General features: G+C 67.2%; 19 protein-coding genes and 2 tRNA genes. 7 read left to right on the plus strand and 14 right to left on the minus strand.

The window, feature by feature from the left end:
* Window positions 1-139 precede the first annotated feature (139 nt).
* From ACXAJT_RS12475 to rpiA, 6 genes are all read right to left on the minus strand, one after another.
* Window positions 140-1,543, minus strand: a complete 1,404-nt coding sequence (locus tag ACXAJT_RS12475) for a DegQ family serine endoprotease (RefSeq protein ID WP_475235810.1) — start codon at window positions 1,541-1,543, stop codon at window positions 140-142.
* A gap of 265 nt (window positions 1,544-1,808) precedes the next feature.
* Entirely contained in the window at window positions 1,809-2,000 is a 192-nt protein-coding gene (locus tag ACXAJT_RS12480; protein ID WP_475235714.1) for a DUF2065 domain-containing protein, read from the minus strand.
* Window positions 1,997-3,025 carry a protease modulator HflC gene (gene hflC, locus ACXAJT_RS12485; protein WP_475235716.1) on the minus strand — a complete coding sequence of 343 codons (1,029 nt, stop codon included), beginning with the start codon at window positions 3,023-3,025 and terminating at the stop codon, window positions 1,997-1,999. The genes ACXAJT_RS12480 and hflC overlap by 4 nt, the downstream gene beginning before the upstream one ends.
* Before the next feature lies 1 nt (window position 3,026).
* Window positions 3,027-4,184 (minus strand): FtsH protease activity modulator HflK, encoded by a 1,158-nt coding sequence (gene hflK, locus ACXAJT_RS12490; RefSeq protein WP_475235717.1) that lies wholly within the window; start codon window positions 4,182-4,184, stop codon window positions 3,027-3,029.
* A 61-nt stretch (window positions 4,185-4,245) separates the two neighbouring features.
* Window positions 4,246-5,703 carry an FAD-dependent oxidoreductase gene (locus ACXAJT_RS12495; protein WP_475235718.1) on the minus strand — a complete coding sequence of 486 codons (1,458 nt, stop codon included), beginning with the start codon at window positions 5,701-5,703 and terminating at the stop codon, window positions 4,246-4,248.
* A 259-nt stretch (window positions 5,704-5,962) separates the two neighbouring features.
* Window positions 5,963-6,727, minus strand: a complete 765-nt coding sequence (gene rpiA, locus ACXAJT_RS12500; protein ID WP_475235720.1) for a ribose-5-phosphate isomerase RpiA — start codon at window positions 6,725-6,727, stop codon at window positions 5,963-5,965.
* A 203-nt stretch (window positions 6,728-6,930) separates the two neighbouring features.
* On the opposite strand from rpiA, the gene ACXAJT_RS12505 reads away from it, so the two are divergent.
* Both ACXAJT_RS12505 and ACXAJT_RS12510 read left to right on the plus strand, forming a co-directional pair.
* Entirely contained in the window at window positions 6,931-8,304 is a 1,374-nt protein-coding gene (locus ACXAJT_RS12505) for an L-serine ammonia-lyase (protein WP_475235721.1), read from the plus strand.
* A gap of 123 nt (window positions 8,305-8,427) precedes the next feature.
* Window positions 8,428-9,297: a sulfotransferase gene (locus ACXAJT_RS12510; RefSeq protein WP_475235722.1), complete on the plus strand. Its 870-nt coding sequence runs from the start codon at window positions 8,428-8,430 to the stop codon at window positions 9,295-9,297.
* Between the two features lie 18 nt (window positions 9,298-9,315).
* Here ACXAJT_RS12510 and ACXAJT_RS12515 read toward each other — a convergent pair whose 3' ends face one another.
* From ACXAJT_RS12515 to ACXAJT_RS12525, 3 genes are all read right to left on the minus strand, one after another.
* Complete coding sequence (locus tag ACXAJT_RS12515) at window positions 9,316-9,855, minus strand: GNAT family N-acetyltransferase (protein ID WP_475235723.1); 540 nt, start codon at window positions 9,853-9,855, stop codon at window positions 9,316-9,318.
* Window positions 9,852-10,448 carry a helix-turn-helix domain-containing protein gene (locus ACXAJT_RS12520; RefSeq protein WP_475235725.1) on the minus strand — a complete coding sequence of 199 codons (597 nt, stop codon included), beginning with the start codon at window positions 10,446-10,448 and terminating at the stop codon, window positions 9,852-9,854. Before ACXAJT_RS12520 ends, ACXAJT_RS12515 begins: the two co-directional genes overlap by 4 nt.
* A 195-nt stretch (window positions 10,449-10,643) precedes the next feature.
* Window positions 10,644-11,888, minus strand: a complete 1,245-nt coding sequence (locus tag ACXAJT_RS12525; protein WP_475235728.1) for a malonyl-CoA decarboxylase — start codon at window positions 11,886-11,888, stop codon at window positions 10,644-10,646.
* Between the two features lie 334 nt (window positions 11,889-12,222).
* On the opposite strand from ACXAJT_RS12525, the gene ACXAJT_RS12530 reads away from it, so the two are divergent.
* The 5 genes from ACXAJT_RS12530 to ACXAJT_RS12550 all read left to right on the plus strand — a co-directional run bounded on the left by ACXAJT_RS12530 (window position 12,223) and on the right by ACXAJT_RS12550 (window position 18,168).
* The gene (locus ACXAJT_RS12530; protein ID WP_475235729.1) at window positions 12,223-13,248 is read left to right on the plus strand and encodes a BMP family protein; all 1,026 of its coding nucleotides are present in this window, start codon (window positions 12,223-12,225) and stop codon (window positions 13,246-13,248) included.
* Window positions 13,248-14,786: an ABC transporter ATP-binding protein gene (locus tag ACXAJT_RS12535; RefSeq protein WP_475235730.1), complete on the plus strand. Its 1,539-nt coding sequence runs from the start codon at window positions 13,248-13,250 to the stop codon at window positions 14,784-14,786. Before ACXAJT_RS12530 ends, ACXAJT_RS12535 begins: the two co-directional genes overlap by 1 nt.
* A gap of 104 nt (window positions 14,787-14,890) precedes the next feature.
* Window positions 14,891-15,937 (plus strand): ABC transporter permease, encoded by a 1,047-nt coding sequence (locus ACXAJT_RS12540; RefSeq protein ID WP_475235732.1) that lies wholly within the window; start codon window positions 14,891-14,893, stop codon window positions 15,935-15,937.
* Window positions 15,934-16,881 (plus strand): ABC transporter permease, encoded by a 948-nt coding sequence (locus ACXAJT_RS12545; RefSeq protein WP_475235733.1) that lies wholly within the window; start codon window positions 15,934-15,936, stop codon window positions 16,879-16,881. Before ACXAJT_RS12540 ends, ACXAJT_RS12545 begins: the two co-directional genes overlap by 4 nt.
* Entirely contained in the window at window positions 16,882-18,168 is a 1,287-nt protein-coding gene (locus ACXAJT_RS12550) for an amidohydrolase family protein (RefSeq protein ID WP_475235735.1), read from the plus strand.
* 153 nt (window positions 18,169-18,321) lie between these two features.
* Here the strand turns inward: ACXAJT_RS12550 and ACXAJT_RS12555 are convergent.
* The 5 genes from ACXAJT_RS12555 to ACXAJT_RS12575 form a co-directional block, all read right to left on the minus strand.
* A tRNA-Glu gene (locus ACXAJT_RS12555) sits at window positions 18,322-18,396 on the minus strand.
* Between the two features lie 125 nt (window positions 18,397-18,521).
* Window positions 18,522-18,596: transfer RNA gene (locus tag ACXAJT_RS12560), tRNA-Glu, on the minus strand.
* 130 nt (window positions 18,597-18,726) lie between these two features.
* On the minus strand, window positions 18,727-20,472 hold the full coding sequence (recJ, locus tag ACXAJT_RS12565) for a single-stranded-DNA-specific exonuclease RecJ (protein ID WP_475235737.1): 1,746 nt from the start codon (window positions 20,470-20,472) through the stop codon (window positions 18,727-18,729).
* A gap of 231 nt (window positions 20,473-20,703) precedes the next feature.
* Window positions 20,704-21,672, minus strand: coding sequence for a class II fructose-bisphosphatase (gene glpX, locus ACXAJT_RS12570; protein WP_475235738.1), 969 nt, complete (start codon window positions 21,670-21,672; stop codon window positions 20,704-20,706).
* 157 nt (window positions 21,673-21,829) lie between these two features.
* Window positions 21,830-23,122 carry a homoserine dehydrogenase gene (locus ACXAJT_RS12575; RefSeq protein WP_475235741.1) on the minus strand — a complete coding sequence of 431 codons (1,293 nt, stop codon included), beginning with the start codon at window positions 23,120-23,122 and terminating at the stop codon, window positions 21,830-21,832.
* Between the last annotated feature and the right edge of the window lie 77 nt (window positions 23,123-23,199).

The raw sequence follows: 23,199 nt of genomic DNA on the forward strand, positions 1-23,199 counted from the left end.
CACCGGCTCAGATCACCGGACGTGAGTATTTGGAGAAAGATGAAAGCCAAGCGCCGCCAGAGACACCCGGGCGACACGAAAAGGGGCGAGGGTTTCCCCCCGCCCCGTTTTCATGAGCGTTGCCTGTGGAACCGTTGGGTTATTCGGCCGCGTCGAGGTTCAGAGCCACGAAGCGCGGATCGCCGCCACGACGCACCAGCAGAAGCAGCGACTTGCGGCCCGCGTCCTTCGCCTCGGTGATGCGGTCCTCAAGGTCGGTCAGGCTCAGCACTTCGGTCTGGCCGGCCTCGGTGATCACGTCGCCGGCGCGCAGGCCCTTCTCGTAGGCTTCCGAGGCCGGGTCCACATCGGTGACCGCAAGCCCCTTGGCGGCATCATCCAGACCCAGCTCGCCGCGCAGTTCGGCGGTGAGCGGCGACAGGGTCAGGCCCATCAGGTCCTTGGTGGCGGGCTCTTCCACGTCGCCTTGCTGCTGCGAGGCGGGCACAGCAGTGGCGGTTTCCTCGCGGCGGCCGAGCGTGACGAGAAGCGTTTCGGTGTTGCCGTTGCGGTTGACCACCACGCGGACCGATTTGCCGACCTCGGTGTTGCCGACGATGCGCACCAGCTGGCGGGTGTCGGAGACCGGTTTGCCGTCGAAGGAGACGATCACGTCACCCGACTTCATGCCAGCGTCCTTGGCCGGGCCATCGGGCACGTCAGAGACCATCGCACCTTCGGCGTTTTCGAGGCCAAGCGCCTCGGCCATATCCGGGGTGACGTCCTGAATGCGCACGCCAAGCCAGCCGCGGCGGGTCTCGCCGTATTGCTTGAGCTGGTCGACAACCTTGGTCACCACATTCGAGGCCATCGAGAAGCCGATGCCGATCGAGCCACCATTGGGCGACAGGATCGCGGTGTTCACGCCGATCACGTCGCCGTCCATGTTGAACAGCGGGCCGCCCGAGTTGCCGCGGTTGATGGCGGCGTCGGTCTGGATGTAATCGTCATAGGTGCCCGACAGCGCGCGGTTGCGCGCCGAGACGATCCCGGCGGAGACCGAAAAGCCCTGCCCCAGCGGGTTGCCCATGGCCATCACCCAGTCGCCGACCTGCGAGTCGTCAGAGTTGCCGAATTTGACGAAGGGCAGCGGTTCTTCCGCTTCGACCTTCAGCAGCGCGATGTCGGTGTTGGGATCGGTGCCGACCAGTTCGGCGTCCAGCTCACGGCCGGAGAAGAACTCGATGGTGATCTCGTCGGCGCCCTCGATCACGTGGTTGTTGGTGACGATATAGCCGTCTTCCGAGACCACGAAGCCCGAGCCGAGCGCCGAGGAGCGGCGCGGGCGGTCGCCGTCGGGACCGGGTCCGTTGCGATCCTGGAACTCGCGGAAGAAATCCTCGAAGGGCGAGCCTTCGGGCACGATGCCCTGCGGGCCGGTGCGGCCCGCAACCATCGTCGACGTGGTGATGTTGACAACCGACGGGCTGACCCGCTCTGCCAGACCGGCAAAGCTGTCCGGCGCGCTCTGCGCCTCTGCCATCAGCGATTGCGAGACGATCATGAATGCGGAGACAGTGGCGAGCCAGAACAGCCGCACCGGGCTCGCACCCTCCGTCACTGCAAGTTTTTGTGGTTTCACAGGGAACTCCTTCTGTTCGGCAGCCTTGAGCGCGGTGCCCCCACGCGGCACGCTGCCTCCTCATGAACAAGCCTAACATAGGAGGTTTGAGCGGCCACCAAAGAAAAGGTTTCAAGGTTTCAAGCCCATGTGACAGGGCGGTGAAAACCTCGGCGGTGCACCGCCTGCCGATGCGGCACCGGGCCGCCTAGCGCCGCGCGATCCACAGCAGCAGAATGCCGGTGATCAGCGTCACCAGGCCCAGAAATCTCCGTGTCTCCAGCGGCATATCGCGCAGCGCCTCCAGCAGGCGCTCCACAAGCGAAGGGGCCAGTGCGTACACCAGCCCCTCGATCACGAGGACCAAGGCGATCCCCGTCAGTATGTCGCTTCCGCTCACTCGGAAGCGGTGGCGCCGGTGTTGGCGCTGTCGCCGCCGGTGGTACCGCCGCTGTTGCCAAGCGTGACCGTGGGCTCCGAAGGCTCCGACGGTGCCGCAGCTGCGGAATCTTCGCCGTCGTCTTCCGAGGTTTCCGGCAGCGGTGCGGGGACGCCCTCACCCTGACTGCGGAAGTACTCGAAGAACTCGCCGTCCGGGGTCATCACCATGGACGAGTTCCCGCCCGGCAACGCCCGCTGATAGGCCTGCAGCGACCGGTAGAAGGCAAAGAACTCGGGATCGGCGCCATAGGCCCCGGCGTAGATGTTGTTGCTTTCGGCGTCGGCCTCACCGCGGATGATGTCGGCATCACGGTTGGCTTCCGATTGCGTCTCCACCACGGTCCGGTCGGCCAGCGCGCGCACGCGCTGCGCGGCCTCGTTACCACGGGCGATCTCGTCGGCGGCTTCGCGTTCCCGCTCGGCGCGCATCCGGGCGAAGGTCGCCTCGAGGTTCTGCGACGGCAGGTTGGTCTGCTTGAGACGCACGTCCACCACATCGAGACCCAGCGACAGCGCCTGCTGGCGTGCCTGATCGCGGATGCGGTTGGTGAGCTCACGGCGATCTTCAGAGAGGATCACGTCCGAGGTCACCTGATCGGCACCCAGCACCTCGCGGATTTGCGCGTTGAGGATGCCCTGCAGGCGGTCCTCTGCGGTACGCAGACCGCCAACGCCAACCGCCTGACGGAACTGCACCACGTCGGCGATGCGGTAGCGTGCGAAGGCGTCGACGACAAGGCGGCGATCATCCGACGGCGTCACCTCGATGGTCTGGGTGTCGAGCGACAGGATACGGTCGTCGTATTTCACCACTTCTTGGATCAGCGGCACTTTGAACGCCAGCCCTGGCTCTTCCTTGACCGATTTGATCTGGCCGAACTGTAGCACGAGAGCCTTCTCGCGTTCGTCCACGACGAACATCGACGACAGGGCAATCACCGCCAGAACGACGATCACCGGCAGCACATAAGTCGACTTGCGCATGTCAGTTGCCCTCCTCGGTGGTGGTTCGGCTGCGGTTCAGCTCATTCAGCGGAAGATACGGTACCACGCCGCCCTCGCCGGTCACGCCCTCGTCGAGGATCGTTTTGTCGACCCCGCCCAGCACGTCCTCCATCGTCTCCAGATAGAGACGGCGGCGGGTGACTTCGGGCGCCTTGGCGTATTCCTCGCGCACGGCCGAGAAGCGGCTGGCTTCACCCAGCGCCTCGTTGACCACCTGCGCGCGGTAGCCCTCGGCTTCCTCTCGGATCTGCGCCGCTTCACCGCGGGCCTCGGCGACCACGCGGTTGGCGTAGGCGTCGGCCTGACGTTCGAGCCGGTCACGTTCCTGCTCGGCGGCCTGCACCTCGCGGAACGCGTCGATCACCTCACGCGGCGGGTCGGCCGTGTCGAGGTTGATCCGCACGATGTTGATGCCGCTCTCGTACTCGTCCAGCGTCGCCTGAATCTGCTCGCGCGCGGTATCGGCAATAATGCCTCGGTCGCGGTTGAGGATCGGCGCGAGGTTGCTGGCCGCGATGATCTCGCGCATCACCGCCTCAGAGACCGCCTGAACGGTCAGCTGCGGGTCGCGGATGTTGAACAGCAGTTTCGCCGGATCGTTGATGTTCCAGACAACCTGAAACTCGATGTCGACGATGTTCGCGTCGGTGGTGAGCATCAGGCTCTCCGACGCATCCCGGCTGTTGCCGATGGTCTCGGTCCGCTCCGAGGTCACATTCACCACCTCATGGGTGACGAAGGGCCAAGGCGCGAAGTTGAGACCGGGATTGCCGGTCGAAGAGTATTTGCCGAGGAAAAGCTCCACCGACTGCTCTTCGGGCCGCACGGTGTAGAAGCTCATCCAGCCCCAGACACCAACCGCGACCAGCGCGATCAGGGCCACGGTGCCGCGATTGAATTTGGGCCCGCCCGAGCCGCCACCGGTGCCACCGGTGCGCCCGCCGTTGTTGCCGCCGCGCCCGCCCATCAGCACGCGCAGCCGCTCCTGGCCCTTCTTCATCAGCTCGTCGATCTCGGGGATCTGCGGATCCTCCGGGCGTCGGCCGCCGTTGTTGTTGCCGCCTCCGCCACCGCTGGGCGGCCTGCCGCCGCCCTGATTGCCACCGCCGCCCCAGGGGCCGCCGCCGTGTCCTGCCATTAGGTTCCTTCCCTCTCACTCACGTCTGTGTGTCCCCTACCTGTGCATTTTTGCCGCCAATTCAAGCGGTGCGCACCGGAGACTTCAGTGTCACAATCTCTTCCGACATGGTCGGATGCACCGCCACGGTACGATCGAAATCCTCTTTCGTCGCCCCCATCTTTACGGCAATGCCCGCCAGCTGGATCATTTCCCCGGCATTGGGCGCGACGATATGGCAGCCAAGAACCTTGCGCGTCTCTTTCGAAACCACCAGCTTCATCATCACCCGGTCGGGCCGCCCGGCAAAGGCAGTCTGCATCGGCCGGAACGACGTCGCGTAGACCTCGATCGGCTCCTGCTCGGCCGCCTCTTCTTCCGAAAGCCCGACGGTGCCGAACTCGGGCTGGGTGAACACCGCCGAGGGGATCAGTTCGTGATCCACCTTTGTGGGGTTGTCCTTGAATACCGTCTCGACGAAGGCCATGCCCTCGCGGATCGCCACCGGGGTGAGGTTCACCCGGTCGGTGACATCGCCGATGGCGTGGATCGAGGGCACATCGGTGGCGCTGAAATCATCCACGAGGATCTCGCCCTTGCGGCCCAGCTTCACGCCCGCCTCTTCAAGGCCCATATCGTCGGTGTTGGGCAGACGGCCGGTGGCGAAGAACACCTTGTCGAAGACCTTCACGTCGCCGTTCGACGCTTTCACCCAGACCGGACCTTCGCCCGGCGTGCCGCCGCTGTGGTCGGCGAGCATTTCCTGCATCCGCGCGCCCATCGGCACACCGGCGATCTCGTGCTCTTCAAGGTCTTCGGCGGTGGCGTGGCGCATCTCGACGATGTCGGTGCCGCAGTGCAGTTGCACGCCGTTCTCGATCATGCTGTCGGCGATCAGCCCGCGCGCCTGCTCGTCAAAGCCGCGCAGAACCTGCGCGCCCCGGTAATATTGCGTCACCTCGACGCCCAGCCCGTTGAGGATGCAGGCAAACTCGCAGGCGATGTAGCCACCGCCGACAATCAGGATCGAGCTCGGCAGTTCCTCGAGGTGGAAGATGTCGTCCGACACCAGCCCCAGCTCCGAATTCGGGATCTCGGGGCGCATGGGGCGCCCGCCGGTGGCCACGAGGATGTGTTTGGCGGTGATCGTCTCGCCGGTCGAAAGCTCGACCGTGTGCGCGTCTTTCACCTTGGCCCGCGCGTCATAGGAGGTGACGCCGGAGTTTTTCAGCAGGTTGCGGTAGATGCCTTCAAGCCGGTCCAACTCGTCGTTCAGCCGCTGGCGGAAGTTGCCCCAGTTGAAGCTGCCTTCCTCGATCTCCCAGCCATAGCCTTTGGCGTCCTCGGCCACGGTGCCGTATTCGGACGCAAAGACCATCAGTTTCTTGGGCACGCAGCCGCGGATGACGCAGGTGCCGCCATAGCGGTCCTCTTCCGCGAGGGCCACCTTGGCGCCGGTGTCGCCCGCCGCCACGCGCGCGGCGCGCACGCCGCCCGAACCGCCGCCGATCACAAAGAGATCATAGTCAAAATCGCTCATGGGTCGCCTCTGGGTCGCCTCGTTATCAGTCGGCGGGAGGTAGACCACAGAGCCGGGCGGATGACCAGAGCAGGCGGGCCCGATGGCCGCGGCGCCGTGCGCGATGCGCGCTGCGCGTGCAGAGGTCATGCGCCGAGGCGGGGGCCAGCCCCCGCGCCCCCGGAGTATTTGTGGAAAGATGAAAGGCCGCCCGCGGGGGTTCCTCGGGCGGCCTGTCGTTTTGGTGTCGGTCTGGTTGGTGTCAGTCTGGGCGCAGGGCTCAGAGCAGCGTCTGGGCCTCGCTGAGATCGACCGTGCTCTCGCCCGCCGCGCCGCCGCGCAGTTCGGCGCGGCCATCGGCGTGACCGATCACCACCGTGTCGCAGATGCCGAGGAACAGGCCGTTCTCGACCACGCCGGGTATCTGGTTGATCGCCAGCGACAGCGCGCGCGGATCACCGATGCGCTTCAGGTGCAGGTCGAGCACATGGTTGCCTTCGTCGGTGATGAAGGGCGCGTCGCCCGCCGTGCGCAGAGTGGTCTCGCGGCCGTCCACATCCATACCCGCCAGCGCGCGCTCGACCAGCTTGCGCGTCGAGGCGCCGCCGAAGGGGATCACCTCGAGCGGCAGCGGGAAGGCGCCCAGCGTCGCCACGTCCTTGGCGGCATCGGCGATGACCACCATGCGGTCCGAGGCGCTGGCGACGATCTTCTCCTGCAGATGCGCGCCACCGCCACCTTTGATCAGGTTCAGATCGGGATCGAATTCATCGGCGCCGTCGATGGTGAGATCAAGCCAGCCTGCCTCGTCCAGCGTGATCACCTCGATGCCAACCTGCCGCGCCAGGTCTGCGGTGCGGCTGGAGGTCGGCACGGCGCGGATCTTCAGCCCGTCCTCGCGCACTCGTTTGCCCAAGCTGCGCACCAGCCACGCGGCGGTGGAGCCGGTGCCGAGACCGACGCGCATGCCGTCCTCGACGAAATCCGCCGCACGGCGGGCGCATACGAATTTGGCCAGATCGCTGGCCGAAAGCTGTCCGGACATCGCCGCGATTCCCCTTCCTGTGAGTTCGCCGCGCTTATAGGAAAGATCGCTGCTGCGGGCGATAGCCAAAATCCCTGCCTTGGCGTGCGCCAGCACCCGCGCAGCAGCGTTTTTCCCCGGCGGAATGCCGCTTTCCGCGGGTGACATCGCCGCGCCAGCGGCTAGGGTCGCCCGAAACAGCCCAATGCCAGCCGAGGTTTTTCATGTTTCTGTCCGTCTTCGAGATGTTCAAGGTCGGCATCGGTCCGTCGTCGTCGCATACGATGGGACCGATGGTGGCGGCCGGGCGCTTTCTCGACCGGCTGCGCGCGGCCCCTTTCGCCGCGCATGGTCTGCGCGGGTCTCTGCATGGCTCGCTGGCGTTCACCGGCGTCGGCCATGCCACCGACCGCGCCACCGTTCTCGGGCTGGCGGGCTTCATGCCGGACTCCTACGACGCCGAGGCCGCCGAGGCGGCGCTGGCGGAGATCGCCGAGACCGGCATGGTGCGCCCCGACGGGCTGGCCCCGCTAAAGTTCGACCCCAAAAGCGATCTGCGCTTCGACTATGACCGCAACCTGCCCGGCCATGCCAACGGCATGATCCTGATGGCCACCGATGCACAGGGCGACGTGATCGCGCAGGAAACCTACTACTCGGTCGGCGGCGGCTTCGTGCTGACCGAAGACGAGCTTAGCTCTGGCGAGGACAAGGACCACGGCCCCGCCGTGCCCTACCCGTTCAAGACCGCCGCGGAGATGCTGGAGATGGCCGAGAAATCCGGTCGCAGCATCGCCGAGATGAAACGCCGCAACGAGCTGTCGCGCCGCCCCGCCGCCGAGCTCGACGCCGGGCTGCTGCGCATTTCCGAGGTGATGATGGAGTGCCTCAACCGCGGGCTGGAGGGCGGCGGCATCCTGCCCGGCGGGCTGAACGTCAAGCGCCGCGCCGGACACATCCACGAGCAGCTGCAGGCCGAGCGCGGGCGCAACCTCACCGCGCCGCATGTGATCAACGACTGGATGAGCTGCTACGCCATGGCGGTGAACGAGGAGAACGCCGCCGGCGGTCAGGTGGTCACCGCGCCGACCAATGGCGCGGCGGGCGTGGTGCCCGCGGTGCTGCGCTACTGGCTCGATTTCGTGCCCGGCGCGGCCCCCTCACGCATCCCCGAGTTCCTGCTCACCGCCGCCGCCATCGGCGGGCTGGTGAAATACAACGCCTCCATATCCGGTGCCGAGGCGGGCTGTCAGGCCGAGGTCGGCAGCGCCTCGGCGATGGCTGCCGCCGGGCTCTGCGCCGTCATGGGCGGCACGCCCGCGCAGATCGAGAACGCCGCCGAGATCGCGCTTGAGCATCACCTCGGCATGACCTGCGATCCGGTAAAAGGTCTCGTGCAGGTGCCCTGCATCGAGCGCAACGGGCTTGGCGCGATCAAGGCGGTCTCGGCGGCCTCGCTGTCGATGCGCGGCGACGGGCAGCACCTTGTGTCGCTCGACGCCTGCATCGAGACCATGCGCCAGACCGGGCGCGACATGGGACACGAGTACAAGGAGACCTCGCTGGGCGGGCTGGCGGTGAACGTGCCAAACTGCTGACCCTCCCCAAACGGATTAGAGGGGCATCCACTTGCCCCCCGCCCCTGTCCGCCGCCGGAGCGGACGGACCCGCTTTCCGCGCTGTAACATGCTGCGACAGGCATGTTTTCAGTGACGGTTTCCATGGCACGCTCCGCTTTGAAGGACTACCCGGACTTCTATATCGTCGGCGCGGCAGCATCGGGCACCGAGACGCTTGGCGCATGGCTGGCGCAGCACCCGGATGTGTTCCTGCCCAGCCCCCGCGCGCCGGGGTTCTTTGCCCACGCCGGAGACGACCCACGGCCCACCGCCGGGCCCTATGACCGCGAACATGCCGCAGCGGCGGTGACCGACGAAGCCGCCTATCTGGCGCTCTATGCCGGTCAGGCCGACAGGCTGCGCGGCGACGTCTCGCCGTGCTACCTTGCCCATCCCGCCGCTGCCGCGCGCATCGCCGAGTCCCGGCCCGACGCGCGCATCGTCATCGCCCTGCGCGACCCGGTGGCCCGCGCCTTCGCGCAATATGCCCAGCACCGCGCGCAGGGGCTCGATCCCAGCCCCAGCTTCGAAGAGGCGCTTGCCGCCGAGCCGCAGCGGCTGGCCAGCGGCTGGAGCGCGAAACACGGCTACGCGCAGCAAAGCCACTACGTGACGCAACTGCAGCGCTACCTCGACGCGTTTCCGCGCGCCCAAATCCTTTTCCTGAGTTTCGAGGCGTTGCAGGACGACCCCGCCCCGGCATGGGACGCCCTGTGCAGCCATCTGCGGCTCGCCCCGGCGCAGGTGGTCTACACCGCGGCCCCGACCGTGGAGCCGACCGCGGAGCCGTCTCGCGCCGGAACCGTGCAGCGGCTACTGGACCGCGCCCTGCCCGGCCGCACGCAGGTGGCGCAGCCGACGCTCAGCGAGCGGACCCGCCGCGCCCTGGCCGGGCGCTACGTGTCGGAACACGCCGCGCTGCGCCGGATGACCGGCCTCGACCTCAAAGACTGGTCGACGCCGACCGGCTGAGGCTCGGACCGGCCGAGCTCAACCTAGCCTGTACATGAAAAGCGTCGCATCGCGCCGGGCGCTTCCCTCGGGCGCCAGCGCGTAATCGGGAATTTCCCCGGCTGGCAGGAAGCCGCAACTGGCGTAGAGCTTTTGCGCCGCGTCGCCGGTGCGGGTGTCCAGCGTCACCAGATCGCGGCCCATCTCTGCCGCCTGCGCCAGCAGCGCCGCCATCAGTGCCCGTGCCAATCCACGCCGCCGGAACGCCGGATGCACCAGCATTTTCGACACCTCCGCGCGGTGCGTCTGGTTCGGCATGCCCGCCGGCACGAGCGAGCCCGTGCCCACCAAGCGCCCGTCGACAAAGGCGCCGTAAAGCACGCGCCCGCCGGTCTCTACCTCGGGGAGCAGCCCGCGCCAGAACGCCTCGGCCTCGCCGACCGAGAATGGCAGCACAAACCCCACGCTGGCGCCATCCTCGACGCAGGCGACCAGCACCTCGGCCAGATCCGTCAGATTGGCCCGTGCCGCCGGCGCGTCGAGCGCCCGGATCTCCACCCCGCGCGTCATCGCGCTCATGGCGTCACCAAGACCAGCACATAATGCGCCGGTTTCTTCTTGCTGAGCGCCGCGAAACGGGTTGCCCCCTCAAGCCGGTAGCGCAGCGTGTCCCCCGCCGCGAGATCATGCACCGCGCCCTCGACCTCGACCCGCAGCTTACCCGAGAGCAGGTGCAGGTGATGCTCCAGCCCCGGCACCGGCGCGGCGTCATAGGCGATCTCGGCGCCCGATCGTAGCGTGCACTGCAGCATCTCCGCCGCCAGACCGGTCGCCCCGGGCGACACAACCCGGCGCAGGAAGCCGGTCTCGGCATCCTCCCAGACCGGCTGTTCGGCAGCGGGCACATGCGCGGTGAACCCCTCTTCGACCATCGCCATCAGCCGCGACATGCTGAGCCCATAGGCCAAACAGAGCTTGCCCAACACCTCGGCGGTGGGGCTGGTCTCGGCCTTCTCGAAGCGCGAGAGCGCAGCGCGCGAAACGCCGCTTTGCTCGGACAACTGCTCAAGCGTCAGCCCACGCTCGGCGCGCAGCGCGGCGAGGCGGCGGGCAAGGCGCGCCGCAAAGCCGGAAAGGTCATCGACCGGCGTGAAGGGGGTTGTATCTGTCATGCAAAGCAGGCTCCGAGAATCTCTATGATGAGAAATATTCCCGGATTCGACGCGAGGCGCAAGAGAGTTGGCTCTCTGCTCGGTCCATCGCTCTGTACCCGAGCGCCGCTCGGGTACAGAGCCTGCGACATGCGTATTTTTGAAGAGAAGAAAGGGACAGGCGCGTTCAGAGAGGGACGTTTAAGCGGGGGGCATTCAGGCTTGGGCTTTCTCGCGGCCCGCCGACAGGGATTTTACCGCCGACGAGGCAATCACCTCGCCGGTGCCCGCAAAACGGTCGTGATAAAGCTCGACCTTCGACAGATCGTAAAGATAGTTCACCATCGCCCCGCCCGACTGGCGCTGGCCGTTCTCCGAGGTGTCGGCCCCGCCATGCACCGCATGCACTATGGCGCCATTGCCCAAATGGAAACGCGCCACCGGATCGCGCGGGCGCCCGTCGCCGCGCTTGGCGGTGAGCAGATAATGCGCGGCAAGCTGGCTCATCCGCTTGCCGTCCTGCGGATCGAAGGCAATACCCCGCTCCTCAAGCCATGCCACCAGACCCGGGATCGGCGAGAGGGTCACAAAGGTCTTGAGCCCCGGCAGCGCGCTGGCCAGATCCGAGGCCACCTGCTTGATCAGAGAATTGCCGAAGGAAATGCCCGCCAGCCCCGGCTGACAGTTGGAAATCGAATAGAACACCGCGGTATCTGCGCTCGCCTCGTCCAGCGGCTCGCGCTCTTCATGCAGCAGCGCCTGCACCGAGCCCGGGACGCCGCGCGTCAGCGCCACCTCGACGAAGATCAGCGGCTCGTCCGGCATCGCCGGGTGGAAGAAGGCAAAGCAGCGCCGGTCCGGCGGCGCAAGACGGCGGCGCAGATCGTCCCAGCTGTGAATCGCATGCACCGCCTCGTAGGCAATGATCTTCTCCAGCACATGCGCCGGGCTTTCCCAGCTGATCGGTCGCAGCACCAGAAAGCCGCGGTTGAACCAACTCTTGAACAGATGCCGGAAATCCTCGTCGAGCGCCTGCAGTTCAGGTTCATCGCGCCCGCGCCGCAGCAGGTCGGAGCGCATCCGCACCAGCCGCTCGGTGGCGCCGGGCACCATGTTGAGCCGCCGCAAAAGCTCCGCCCGCGGCGGCTCGGCAGCAGCCATGAAGGCGCGGTAGCTGCGGCCCGAGGGCGCCTGCTCATAGGCCGCCAGCGCCGCGCGCAGCGCGTCCGCATCGATGTTGAGCGCCGCCAGCCCGCGGAAGGCTTCGAGCTTTTCCGGCCCCGACATGCCGTCATAGCGCTGCAGCACCTGCCGGGCGAGCGCCGTCACCACGCTTTCGCTGCGCGCCTCCAGCAGATCGGTCACCAAGGCAGGGAGCGGGCGCGGATCGCGGCGCAGCCGCGGCGCAGCCCCGATGCGGCGGTCGAAGATTGTGCTCAGCAGATCGGCAAAGAGACTCATCGCGGGCTCCTGCTTGGGCCGGGTCAGCTGCGGTCGCCCCCGGCCCTTGCAAGGGTGCGCAGCCCCGCGCCGCATGGCAAGCCTGTTCGCGCCAACGCCGCGCCCGCGCGGCCTCCGTCGCGCAGGCGCTTTGCATACGTCCGGCCGCGCAACCGCCCCCCGGACCTCCCCGGGCCCGACACCGCGCACATTTGTTAGGCACCCGCATCCATGCCGCCGCTTTTGGCACCGGATTTCGACAGACCGGCGTGCCCGCCGATTGCTCGAATCATCGGATTCCTTACCGCTTGGTAAAAAAACCAACGATCGCACAGGGATGGAAAAGGACAGACGGATGGTCTTCAAGACGAACAAAGGGAAGCTGACCCGAAGAAAGCTGCTGCTGGGCACCGGCGGGCTTGCCGCACTGGCCAGCGCCGGGCTGCCGGGCACGCTGATGGCGCAGGATCCGATCAGCGTCGCGGGCATCTACACGGTGCCGGTCGAGCAGCAATGGGTGAGCCGCATCCACGTCGCCGCAGAGGCCGCTGCGGCGGCGGGGCTGATCACCTACAGCTTCTCGGAAAACACCGCCAACACCGACTACCCGCGCGTCATGCGCGAATATGCCGAAAGCGGCGCGCGACTGATCATCGGCGAGATCTTTGGTGTCGAGCAGGAGGCCCGCGAGGTGGTGCTCGACTACCCGGACACGGCCTTCCTCATGGGCTCTAGCTTCATGCCCGACGAGGCCTATCCGAACCTCGGCGTCTTCGACAACTACATCCAGGACGCCTCGTATCTGTCGGGCATCATCGCCGGCGCGATGAGCGAGAGCGGCAATATCGGCATGGTCGGTGGCTTCCCGATCCCCGAGGTAAACCGGCTCATGCACGCCTTCATGGCGGGCGTCCGCGAGGTGAAACCCGAGGCCAGCTTCCAGGTCAGCTTCATCGGCTCGTGGTTCGATCCGCCCAAGGCCAAGGAAACCGCCTTCGCGATGATCGAAAACGGTGCCGACATGCTCTATGCCGAGCGCTTCGGCGTGTCGGACGCAGCGCAGGAGAAGGGCGTGCTGGCAATCGGCAACGTCATCGACACGCAGGCCGACTATCCCGACACGGTGGTCGCCTCGGCGCTCTGGGACTTTGGCCCGACGCTGGACGCCGCGCTGGCGAAGGTGGCGAGCGGCAGCTTCTCGGCCGAGAACTACGGCATCTATTCCTTCATGAAGGAAGGCGGCTGCACGCTCGCCCCGCTCGGCACCTTCGAGGGCAAGGTCCCGCAAGAGGCGCTCGATCTGGTGGCCGAAAAGGAAGCGGCGATCAAGGACGGCTCCTTCACGGTCGAGATCAACGACGAAGAGCCGACTTCCTCCTGATGGCACAGGCACCCAAGGCGCAGGACGTGGTCCTGCGCCTTTCCGGCATCACCAAACGGTTCGGCGCGCTGACCGCCAATGACGCCATCAATGTCTCGTTGGCGCGCGGCGAGGTCGTGGCGCTTCTGGGCGAGAATGGCGCCGGCAAGACCACCCTGATGAACATCCTCTTCGGCCACTACACCGCCGACGCGGGCACGGTCGAGGTGTTCGGCCAGCCGCTGCCCCCGGGCCTGCCCGGCGCGGCGCTGGCAGCGGGCGTGGGCATGGTGCACCAGCACTTCACGCTCGCGGACAACATGACCGTGCTGGAGAACATTCTGCTCGGCACCGCCCCGCTCTGGCGTCCCGGCCTCGGCCGCGCGGCGGCCCGGCGACGGGTGCAGCAGTTGTCGCGCGACTTCGGTCTTGCGGTCCATCCCGATGCCCGCGTCGCGACGCTGTCGGTGGGCGAGCGGCAGCGGGTCGAGATCCTGAAAGCCCTCTACCGCGACGCCCGCATCCTCATCCTCGACGAGCCCACCGCCGTGCTCACCCCGCAGGAAAGCGAGGCGCTCTTCGAGACGCTGCGCCGCGCGGTGGCGCAGGGGCTGTCGGTGATCTTCATTTCCCACAAGCTGCACGAGGTCATGGCGGTCTCTTCGCGGGTGCTGGTGCTGCGCCACGGCAGGCTCGTGGGAGAGGTCGCCACGCAACAGACCGACCGCCAACAGCTTGCCGAACTGCTGGTCGGCGCCGAGATCACGCCCCCCGCCCCCGCCAAGGCCCGCCCCGGCGCCACCCTGCTGACCCTGACAAACGTCTCCACCCCGGCCCGCGGCAACCGCACCGGGCTGCGCGGCGTCGACCTTGAGTTGAAGGCCGGGCAAATCCTCGGCCTCGCCGGGGTGTCAGGCAATGGTCAGGGCGCGCTCGCCGATCTGCTGTCGGGCCTCGAGACGCCCAGCGCGGGCACGATGGAACTGGCCGGTGAAATGGTCACGACCTGGTCCCCCCGCGACGCGCTCAAAGCCCGCATCGGCCGCATCCCCGAGGACCGCCACAAGACCGGCACCATCGCCGATTTCACGCTGACCGAGAACGCCGTGCTGGAGCGCTATGCGCAGGCCCCCATCGCCCGTCGCGGCTGGATGGACTGGCCCGCTGCGCGCCGCGCAGCCGAGAAGATCATCGAGAGTTACGATGTCCGCTGCCCCGGCCCCGACACCCGTATCCGCCTGCTCTCGGGCGGCAATATGCAAAAGCTCATCCTCGGGCGGGTGCTGGGTGCGCAGCCGCGGATAATCCTTGCCAACCAGCCGGTGCGCGGCCTCGACATCGGCGCCGTCACCTACGTGCAGGAGCGTCTCATCGCCGCCCGCGACGCCGGCGCCGCCGTACTGCTGATCTCCGAGGATCTCGACGAGGTGCTGACGCTCTCGGACGTGGTGCGGGTGATCTGCGAAGGCCGCCTCTCGCCGGAATTCCGGCGCGGCAGCAAGACCCCCGCCGAACTGGGCCAATGGATGGCCGGACAGGGGTTCGACGATGCCGCCTGAAAACCTGTGGACCGTCCGCGCTTCTTCTCTTTCCAAATACGCAAATCCCGCGCCCACCGCCCAGGCCATCACCGGGGCAAAAGCGCAAACCCTCAGAGGCCGCCATGCGCCTTGATCCGATCACCGCCCCCTCACCCGCCCGCACGCTCGGCCTGCCCATGCTGGCGCTCGGCGCCACGGTACTGGTCGCCATGGGCCTCGCGCTGATCGCCGGGGCCGACCCGCTCGCCACGCTGGGTCTGATCGTCAAGGGCGCTGCGGGCTCGAAGTTCGCATTGCTGGAAACGCTCAACCGCGCGACGCCGCTCATTTTCACCGGCCTCGCCATCTCGGTCGCCTTCCGCGCCAAGCTCTGGAATATCGGCGCCGAGGCGCAGCTTTACGCGGGCGCGCTGGTCACCGTGGTGATCGGCACGCAGCTTGGCCTGCCGGGGCCTCTCGCGCTGCCGCTGATGGCGCTCGGCGCGGTGCTTGCCGGGGCGCTGGTGCTGCTCGGGCCGGTGCTGCTGAAGACACGGCTCGGGGTCGATGAGGTGGTGACCACGCTGCTGATCAACTTCATCATGGCGCTGTTCATCTCTTATCTGCTCGAAGGCCCGCTGAAGGACCCGATGGGCATGGGCTGGCCCAAGTCGCCCGCCCTGCCGAGGGACGCGCGCCTGCCGCGCCTTGTTGAGGGGCTGCGGCTGCACTGGGGGTTCGGCCTTGCGCTGATCTCGGCCGCCGCCGTCTGGCTCATGCAGACCCGCAGCACGCTCGGCTACGAGATCCGCGCCACCGGCCTCAACCCCGAAGCGGCACGCTTTGCCGGCATCCCTGTGGGCCGGGTGTTGGTGAAGACCGCGCTGATCTCCGGCGGGCTCGCCGCGCTCGCGGGCTTTTCGGAAGTGGCCGGGCTGAAGGGCAATCTCACCGCCGACCTGTCGCCCGGCTTCGGCTATACCGGCATCGTTGTCGCCATGCTGGCGCTGCTGCACCCCTTGGGGGTCGTCGTCTCGGCGCTCTTCGTGGCCGGTGTCTTCGTCGGCGCCGACAGCATGTCGCGCGCCGCGGGGGTGCCGACCTATATCGCCGACATCCTGCTCGCCACGGCGCTGCTGTTCATGGTGCTGGCGATCCTGCTCACGAAAGTCCGGGTGGTGCGCGGATGACCGAGATCATCGACATTCTCATCTCCGCCAGCTTCTGGGCCGCTGTGTTGCGCATCGCCTCGCCGCTGATCTTCGCCACCCTCGGAGAACTGATCTGCGAACGCGCGGGCGTGCTCAACCTCGGCATCGAAGGCATCATGGTCTTCGGCGCCTTCGCCGGCTGGATGGCGGTCTACGCCGGGCTCGGCCTCTGGCCCGGCGTGCTTGTGGCGCTGCTGGCGGGCATGGCCTTCGGCGCGCTGCACGCGCTGCTGACGGTGCCCTTTGGCCTGTCGCAGCACGTGGTGGGTCTGGGCATCACCATGCTTGCCACGTCGTCGGCCTATTACGCCTACCGCCTCGCCCTGCCCGAGGTCACCAGCCCACCGCGTATCGATCCATTCCAGCCGCTGCACATCCCGGTGCTGTCGGACATCCCGTGGCTGGGTCAGGCCGTGTTCTCGCAAACCGCGCTCACATGGGCCGCCTTCGCCTGCGCCGCGCTGGTGGCGCTGGTGCTCTACCGCACGCCGCTTGGGCTTGCGGTGCGCGCCGCCGGAGAGAACCCGCAGGCGGTAGAGGCGCAGGGGCTCTCGGTGGCGGCGATCCGCATGGGCGCGGTCATCGTCGGCTCCGGCCTCATGGCCGTGGGCGGCGCTTTCCTGACCATGTCGGCCTTCTCGTCCTTCTTCTTCGAGATGGTCAACGGCCGCGGCTGGATCTGCATCGCGCTGGTGGTCTTCGGCGCGTGGAAGCCGGGCAAGGCGCTCTTGGGCGCGCTGCTTTTTGCCGGGTTCGACGCGCTGCAGATACGCCTGCAGCAAACGCCGATGGGACAGATGGTGCCCTATCAGGTCTTCCTGATGATCCCCTACGTGCTGTCGATCCTCGCCCTCATTCTCATGTCGCGCCGGGCCGAGGTGCCCGCGGCGCTGATGACCCCCTTCAACCGCGGAGAGCGCTGAATGGCCACTTTCGACATCCTCGTCACCGGCGGCACCCTGCCGGACGGGACCATCGCCGACATCGGCATCACCGGCGGCCGCATTGCCGCCATCGGCGATCTTGCGGGCTCCGAAGCCGGCGAGACCATCGACGCCAGCGGCGATCTCGTCGCCCCGCCCTTCGTCGATCCGCACTTTCACATGGATGCAACGCTGAGCTATGGCACCCCCCGGATCAACGCCTCCGGCACCCTGCTCGAAGGGATCGATCTCTGGGGGGAACTGCGCGAAGAGGCGAGCGTCGACGAGATGGTCGCGCGGGCGCTGGCGTATTGCGACTGGGCGGTCTCTCTGGGCCTTCTGGCGATCCGCAGCCACGTCGACACCACGCCCGATCACCTCAAGACCGTCACCGCGATGCTGGAAGTGCAGGAGAAGGTGAAACCCTACCTCGACCTGCAACTCGTCGCCTTCCCGCAGGACGGTTTCCTGCGCACGCCGACGGGGCGCGAGAATCTGATCCGCGCACTCGACATGGGCGTCGGCGTGGTCGGCGGCATCCCCCACTTCGAGCGCACCATGGCGGACGGCGCCGCCTCGCTGAAGGAGCTTTGCGAGATCGCCGCAGACCGCGGCCTGCTGGTCGACATCCATTGCGACGAGACCGACGATCCCCTGTCGCGCCACATCGAGACCCTCGCCTATGAGACCCAGCGGCTCGGCCTACAGGGGCGCGTGGCGGGCAGTCACCTGACCTCGATGCACTCCATGGACAACTATTACGTGTCAAAGCTACTGCCCCTGATTGCAGAGGCGGAAATCTCCGCGATCCCCAACCCGCTGATCAACATCACCCTGCAGGGGCGGCACGACAGCTTCCCCAAACGCCGGGGCCTCACCCGTGTGAAAGAGATGCAAGCCATGGGCATCCGCGTCGGCTGGGGGCAGGACTGCGTGCGCGACCCGTGGTATTCGCTCGGCACCGGCGACATGCTCGACGTGGCCTTCATGGGGCTGCATGTGGCGCAGATGACCTCGCCGCAGGACATGGCGCGCTGCTTCACCATGGTGACAGAAGAGAACGCGAAGATCCTGCATCTGGATGGCTACGGGCTGGCGGTCGGCAATATGGCCTCGCTGGTGGTGCTCGACGCGGGCGATCCGATTGAGGCGCTGCGCCTGCGGCCCGACCGGCTTTGCGTGATTTCCAAGGGCAAGGTGGTCTCGAAACAGGCCCGCAACGACGCGACGCTCGCCTTGCCCGACCGCCCGGGCAGCGTGCGCCGGCGGCACAAGGTTCCCACCTGAGCGCGCGAAGCGGAGCGCTGTCCCTGCGGGGACAGCGGCTTTCGCTGCCCGGACGGCGAACCTCACAAACGCAAAAAGGCACACGAAAATGCGTGTGCCCTGAGCGTCTTGTCCGGCGTCTGGTTCATGGTGTCCGGTGCGTGAGTGGTGGAATGGCAGCCCGTAGGGGAATCGAACCCCTCTTTCCAGGTTGAAAACCTGGCGTCCTAACCGATAGACGAACGGGCCATTGCAACGCGACCGCCGAAACTTTTGAACCGACGGAGAGGCTGTTGCGAACCTCATGAACCCCAGCTGACCCGGTCTCTGACCCCTGATTTTGCCTGTCCCCGCGGGGACAGAAGCAAAACCAGTGGCAGCCCGTAGGGGAATCGAACCCCTCTTTCCAGGTTGAAAACCTGGCGTCCTAACCGATAGACGAACGGGCCGTGCCGGCTGGTGAGGGGCGTTCTAGTCAAAGCGCCCCCCCCTTGCAAGCGGAATTTTACGGTTTTTAGAGCCTCCGGTGATTTTTTCTCAAATCACTGACAAAAAACGAAAATTCCGAAAGATCGCCACTTACCCTGCGGCAGGCGCAGCATCCTCCAGGCGCATCTGCACGTTGCGCCGTCCGTTCCACTCATTGATCTCGAAGCGTCCGGCGAGGTGGAATCGTGCGCCCTTGTGCTGGCTCAGCGCCTGCCCCATCGGCGTGTCAAACGCGCCAAAGCAGATCGCGTCGATCTTCGCCCCCAGCCCGTCCCCAGCAGTGATCTTGAGGTGCCCGGTGCCGACCTCCTTGGCGAAAAGAATCTGCGCATCGGGCATGGCGAAGCGCGGCCCCGGCGCCCCCGCGCCAAACGGCCCGGCCTGCTCCATCCGGTCACAAAGCTCGGTGCTGGCCACCCCCGGCATCATCAGCCCGTCGAGCCGCAGGTCCGCCGCGCCGCCCTGCCCGGCGCCCTGCTTGGCCAGCAGCTCCGACAGCCGCGCCATGGCCGCATCCAGCTTATCCTCGGCCACGGTGAGACCCGCCGCCATCTTGTGCCCGCCGCCCTTGATCAGCAGCCCCTCGGCGGCGAGCTTCTGGATGCTCGCGCCCAGATCAACGCCCGAGACAGAGCGGCCCGAGCCCTTGCCCTCGCCGCCGTCGAAGCCAATGACGATGGAGGGCCGGTTGGTCATCTCCTTGAGGCGCGAGGCGACGATGCCCACCACACCCGGGTGCCACCCTTCGCCCGCCGCCCAGACCAGAGGCGCGTCGAGCCCGCGCTCTTCGGCCTGCGCCAGCGCCGAGGCGCGCACCGCCTCCTCGACCTCGCGGCGCTCGGAGTTGAGCTTGTCGAGCCGTTCGGCCAGCGCCTCGGCCTCATGCCGGTCGCGGGTCGAGAGCAGCCGCGCGCCAAGATCGGCCTGCCCGATCCGTCCGCCGGCGTTGATCCGCGGCCCGAGCACATAGCCGAGATGATAGGACGACGGCGCCGTGTCGAGCCGCGCCACATCCGACAGCGACACAAGACCGGGGCGTTCGCGCCGCGACATGACCTGCAGGCCCGCGCGGACGAACGCGCGGTTGACCCCGCGCAGCGGCGCCACATCGGCAACGGTGGCCAGCGCCACCAGATCGAGCAGCGACATGAGGTCCGGGCCGCGCGTGCCCGCCTCGCGCATCAGCCGCCCGCAATCGACCAGCACCATAAAAACAACAGCGGCCGCGCACAGATGCGCCAGCGCGCCATCCTCGTCCTGCCGGTTGGGGTTCACCACCGCAACGCACTCCGGCAGTGTCTCGCCGCCGAGGTGGTGATCGAGCACCACCACATCCGCGCCCTGCGCCGCGGCGATGGGCTCATGCGAAAGCGTGCCACAGTCGACGCAGATGATCAGATCATGCGCCGAGGCCAGCTTCTGCATCGCCGGAACGTTGGGGCCGTAGCCCTCGTCGATCCGGTCGGGGACATAGAGCGTCGCCTCCAGCCCCAGCTGGCGCAGCCAGTCGATGAGCAGCGCCGCCGAACTGCCGCCGTCGACATCGTAATCGGCGAAGATGGCGATGCGCTCGCGCCGTTGCACCGCCTGCAGGATGCGGCCCGAGGCCTTGTCCATGTCGCGCATCGAGCGCGGGTCGGGCATCAGGTCGCGCAGCTTCGGCTCGAGAAACCCCGGCACTTCCTCGCCGGGCACCCCAAGCCGCGCCAGCACCGCGCAAAGCGGGCGCGGCAGATGCGTCATCTGCACCAGCGCCTCGGCCTGCCGGTCGATCTCGACCGCCGGCCCCACCCAGCGCCGCCCGGTCAGCGACTGCTCCACTCCCAGATAGCTCATGCGGCCCTCGCGTCTTTTCACTCTGCCCGAAATCGGCCCCCTCCTAGCGCGAAACGGCGGGAAACGGAACGGGCGGCAGTGCGCGGTGGCGCGGTCGGATTTGCGTATTTGGAAAGAGAAGAAGCCGCATGGACCCGAAACATCATCGATGCACAACGCAAAGGGGCCCGCGCGACGCGAGCCCCTTCTTCTCTTTGAAAATACGCAAATCCGGCGAGGACCGGCCCGCGCTCAGCCCTCGAACGGGTTGCGGTACTGCACCCGGCGCACCGAGCCGGTTTTGGAACGCATCAGAATGGTTTCGGTCTCGATCCAGCCCGGCTGGCGCTTGATGCCCGAGAGGATCGAGCCGTTGGTCACGCCGGTGGCGGCGAAGATCACGTCAGCGGTGACCAGTTCGTCGCGCTTGTAAACCTTGTCCAGTTCGGTGATCCCGGCCTTGGCGGCGCGGCCGCGCTCGTCGTCGTTGCGGAACAGCAGCTTGCCGTACATCTGGCCGCCCATGCACTTCAGCGCTGCGGCGGCCAGAACGCCTTCCGGCGCGCCGCCCGAGCCCATGTACATGTCGATGCCGGTGATCTCGGGCTCGGCGCAGTGCATCACGCCCGCCACGTCGCCGTCGGTGATCAGCCGGATGCCCGCGCCGGTGGCGCGCACTTCGGCAATCAGATCCTCATGGCGCGGACGCTCGAGGATACAGACGGTAATGTCGGTCATCGCGCAGTTCTTGGCCTTGGCCAGCGCCGCGACGCGTTCCGACGGGCTCATCTCGAGGGTCACCGTGTCTTCGTCGTAGCCCGGACCGATGGCCAGCTTTTCCATGTAGACGTCGGGCGCATGCAGCATCGAGCCGCGCGGGCCCATGGCGATCACGGTCAGCGCGTTGGGCATGTCCTTGGCGGTCAGCGTGGTGCCTTCCAGCGGGTCGAGCGCAATGTCCACGCCCGGGCCATTGCCGGTGCCCACTTCCTCGCCGATGTAGAGCATCGGCGCTTCGTCGCGTTCGCCCTCGCCGATCACCACCACGCCGGCGATGTCCAGCATGTTGAGCTGGTCGCGCATGGCGTTGACCGCAGCTTGGTCCGCGGCCTTCTCATCGCCGCGGCCGATCAGGCTGGCAGAGGCGATGGCGGCCTGCTCGGCGACCCGGGCGAGGCCCAGAGAAAGCATGCGGTCATTGAAATCGATGGGAGCCGACATGGAGTCTTCCTTGAAAAATTTACCGTTGGGAAGGGTGTAGCGCGCAGGGTCGACGAAGGGCAAGCCCGCTCGCGCTAACCGCCGCCGCGCATGACGGCGCGACGGCGGTTCGGTATCAGCAGGATGACAAAGCGCGCGTCGCGGCGTCTGAACGGAGTCAGACCGCTTCGATTCGCAGCGCCACGGGGGTGCCATGCACCACCCCGGTCTCTTCCATGGCCACCAGCGCCGAATCGAGCGCGGCACGCGTCGTCTTGTGCGTCACGATCAGCACCGGCGCAGTGTCGGACGTGGTGCTCTGGCCGTATTGGCGCAGGCGGTTGATCGACACCCCCGCCTCGCCGAGCGCCGCGGCCACTTTGGCCAGCGCGCCGGGCCGGTCGGCCAGCGCCATGCGCAGGTAGTAGGGCGCGGGCGTGGTGGCCTGCGCCGAGGGCGCCGCCACCAGCGCCGAGGCCGGGGCCCCGAAGGTCGACACGCGGGTGCCGCGGGCCACATCCATCACGTCGCCCATCACCGCCGAGGCGGTCGGTCCCTCGCCGGCGCCAGCGCCGCGCAGCACGATCTGGCCAACGTCGTCGCCCTCGATCACCACCATGTTGGTGCCGCCCTCGAGTTGCCCCAGCGGCGAGGACGCGGGCACGAGGCTCGGCGCCATCGACTGCTCCAGCCCGCGCTCGGTCAGGCGGCAGACGCCCAGCAACTTGATGCGGTAGCCCATGTCGGCGGCCTGACGGATGTCGTCGATCGACACGCGGCCAATGCCTTCAAGCTCGACCGCGTCGAAGGCAACCTGTGTGCCATAGGCGATGGACGACAGCAGCGAGAGCTTGTGACCGGCGTCGATGCCGCCGACGTCAAGCTCGGGGTCAGCCTCGAGAAAGCCCAGACCGTCGGCCTCGGCAAAGGCCTCCTGATACGACAGGCCCGCGCTTTCCATCCGCGTCAGGATGTAGTTGCAGGTGCCGTTCATCACGCCCATGACGCGGGTGATGCGGTTGGCGGCCAGCCCCTCGGTCAGCGCCTTGATCACCGGGATGCCGCCCGCGACCGCCGCTTCGAAGCGCAGCACGCCGCCGGTGCTTTCGGCCAGTTCGGCGAGCGCCTGCCCGTGATGGGCCAGCAGCGCCTTGTTGGCGGTGACCACATCCTTGCCGGCCTTCAGCGCCGCCTCGGTCGCGGCTTTCGCCGGACCGTCCGAGCCGCCCATAAGCTCGACCAGCAGATCAACATCGTCGCGCTTGGCCAGCGCCACCGGATCGTCTTCCCATGCGTAGCCTTCGAGCGAGACGCCACGGTCCTTGTCGCGGTTGCGGGCAGAGACCGCGCTGATCACGATCTTGCGGCCCGAACGGGTCTGCAGCAGATCGGCCTTTTGCTGGACGATCTTGACGACGCCGGCGCCGACAGTGCCAAGGCCCGCAATCCCCAGGCGGAGAGGTTCAGACATATGCGGGATCCTTCTATCTTCGGTAAACTAAGGGCGGTGTGATTTGGTGTGCGCCGCCTTAGCCGTATCGCCGCGGC

This window comes from Salipiger sp. ABF4_146 (genome assembly GCF_056161345.1).